Consider the following 1,642-nt stretch of genomic DNA (forward strand, 5'->3'; position numbering starts at 1 on the left):
AGAAATCATAAACGATACTGCAAGATTTTACCCTGGATTTGATGAAAAATATGCAAATACTCTTTCTGAAAAATTCGGAATCAATTTAAAATCCAGATACGGTAAGCTCTCTACTGGGTATAAAACGATCTTTAAAGATATTCTGGCACTTTGCGTTCCATGCGAATATATTTTTTTGGATGAACCTGTTCTAGGGATGGATGCTTCAAATCGTAACCTTTTTTACTGCGAACTGGTTGATTCTTATTCCAAGCGGCCGAGGACCTTTGTAATTTCGACGCATTTGATTGAAGAGATACAAAATTTGATTGAAAACGTCGTGATTATTGACAATCACCGCATTGTTCTGGATGGTTCGGTTGAAAATGTTCTGGCGAAAGCGCATTTCATTTCAGGAACGAAGGATGATGCCGGAGAATATGTCAGGGGACTCAGGATTATCGGGACTGAGTGCCTGGGAAATACGGCAGGGTATTACGTGTATGATGAGCTGGATGATGGTCGGGTGTTGCCGGACACCGTCTACCTGGACTCGTTTGATTTGAACAAGTTGTTTTTGTGTCTGACGGAATCAGGGGGAACTCGGGATGACGATTAAGGAAAAGTACGCATATGTTTTTTTAATAAGGAAATATCTGATGTATGAGCTGCTTGCAATCGGCGGGATTGTCGTCATCTATTTCGGCGGGTGGCTGTTTCTATCGGGGAAGGTAAATGAATTGACCACAGACTGGCTCATGTTTCCGGTGACCGACTTCCTGCAGTCCATGCTGTGTGTGTTCCTGTTATTCTTTTACAATGAATTCAAGTATTTTATTCAGAACGGTGTTACGCGCAAGGAGTACTGGAGAGCAAAGATGCTGGCGGCTTTTTCGACCTATGGAATCAATGTTTTCCTGGGATCGACCTACTACTTTGCGTTCCAGCAGTTTTATTCCGGAAACAACTATCTGCTGAACGTGTTTTCAATCAGTGATGTCAGCGACCTGCCGTTTGCCGTGGTCTTGTATGTCGACGGAATGATGACGTCAATGCTGATGGGCTGTGTCTTTAGTATGCTGGAAAAAAATGGTAAAATAATCTTGGCGTTGAGTTTGGCCGGTGTTAATGCCGTTTTGGGAGCGGGGGTCTTTGAAATCGACAAGCATAATGCCTTGACTTCATTTTTCAAGGGTATCGGGAGTCTGATTAAAGGCGTAAACCCCGTTTATCCCGCCATAATATACGCAATCGTATTGATGGAGATTTGCCTGTTGGTAATGAAGAGATTTAAGCTGCGTCTTGAGTAGGTGTTCTGCGCGGCAAGGGGAGGATAGCATGTTAGACAGAAGGAATTATGTTGAGCTTGTTGCCTTATTATTGGTGGTTGTCTTGTTTTCTCTGCATTTGCCGTTATGGGGAATGATAATGGATGCATGTGCGGAGCCGATGATCAGGGTCTTTTTCGGGTTGATATTATCGGTCATGCTGATAGACGTGCTGACAATGATATACTGGCGACGGGACTAGGTATCTCTTGAGAATTAAGATTGATTCAGCCGGGGATTGGCTTTGTTGCAATCCTGGCTGAATTTTTTTGATTTCCTGTATGACTGATTTTGAACAGGTTTAAGAAAATTTACTATTCATTCAAAAAAACCAC

Annotated in this window: 3 protein-coding genes; all 3 read left to right on the forward strand. The window is 42.6% G+C overall.

The window, feature by feature from the left end:
• Positions 1-598: ABC transporter ATP-binding protein (locus V7Z60_RS08190; RefSeq protein WP_334117341.1), on the forward strand; the 598-nt coding region annotated here is incomplete at its 5' end.
• Positions 588-1,289: a hypothetical protein gene (locus tag V7Z60_RS08195; protein ID WP_334117342.1), complete on the forward strand. Its 702-nt coding sequence runs from the start codon at positions 588-590 to the stop codon at positions 1,287-1,289. The genes V7Z60_RS08190 and V7Z60_RS08195, both read left to right, overlap by 11 nt.
• Positions 1,290-1,317: 28 nt before the next feature.
• Positions 1,318-1,509: a hypothetical protein gene (locus V7Z60_RS08200; RefSeq protein ID WP_022280643.1), complete on the forward strand. Its 192-nt coding sequence runs from the start codon at positions 1,318-1,320 to the stop codon at positions 1,507-1,509.
• Positions 1,510-1,642 lie beyond the last annotated feature (133 nt).

The sequence above is a fragment of the Ligilactobacillus sp. genome, assembly GCF_036846325.1.
Taxonomy (GTDB): Bacteria; Bacillota; Bacilli; order Lactobacillales; family Lactobacillaceae; genus Ligilactobacillus.

What these genes read in the sequence shown, in the direction of transcription:
- V7Z60_RS08200 (WP_022280643.1), top strand. Translation starts at nt 1,318, where the DNA reads ATGTTAGACAGAAGGAATTATGTTGAGCTTGTTGCCTTATTATTGGTG.
- V7Z60_RS08195 (WP_334117342.1), top strand. Translation starts at nt 588, where the DNA reads ATGACGATTAAGGAAAAGTACGCATATGTTTTTTTAATAAGGAAATAT.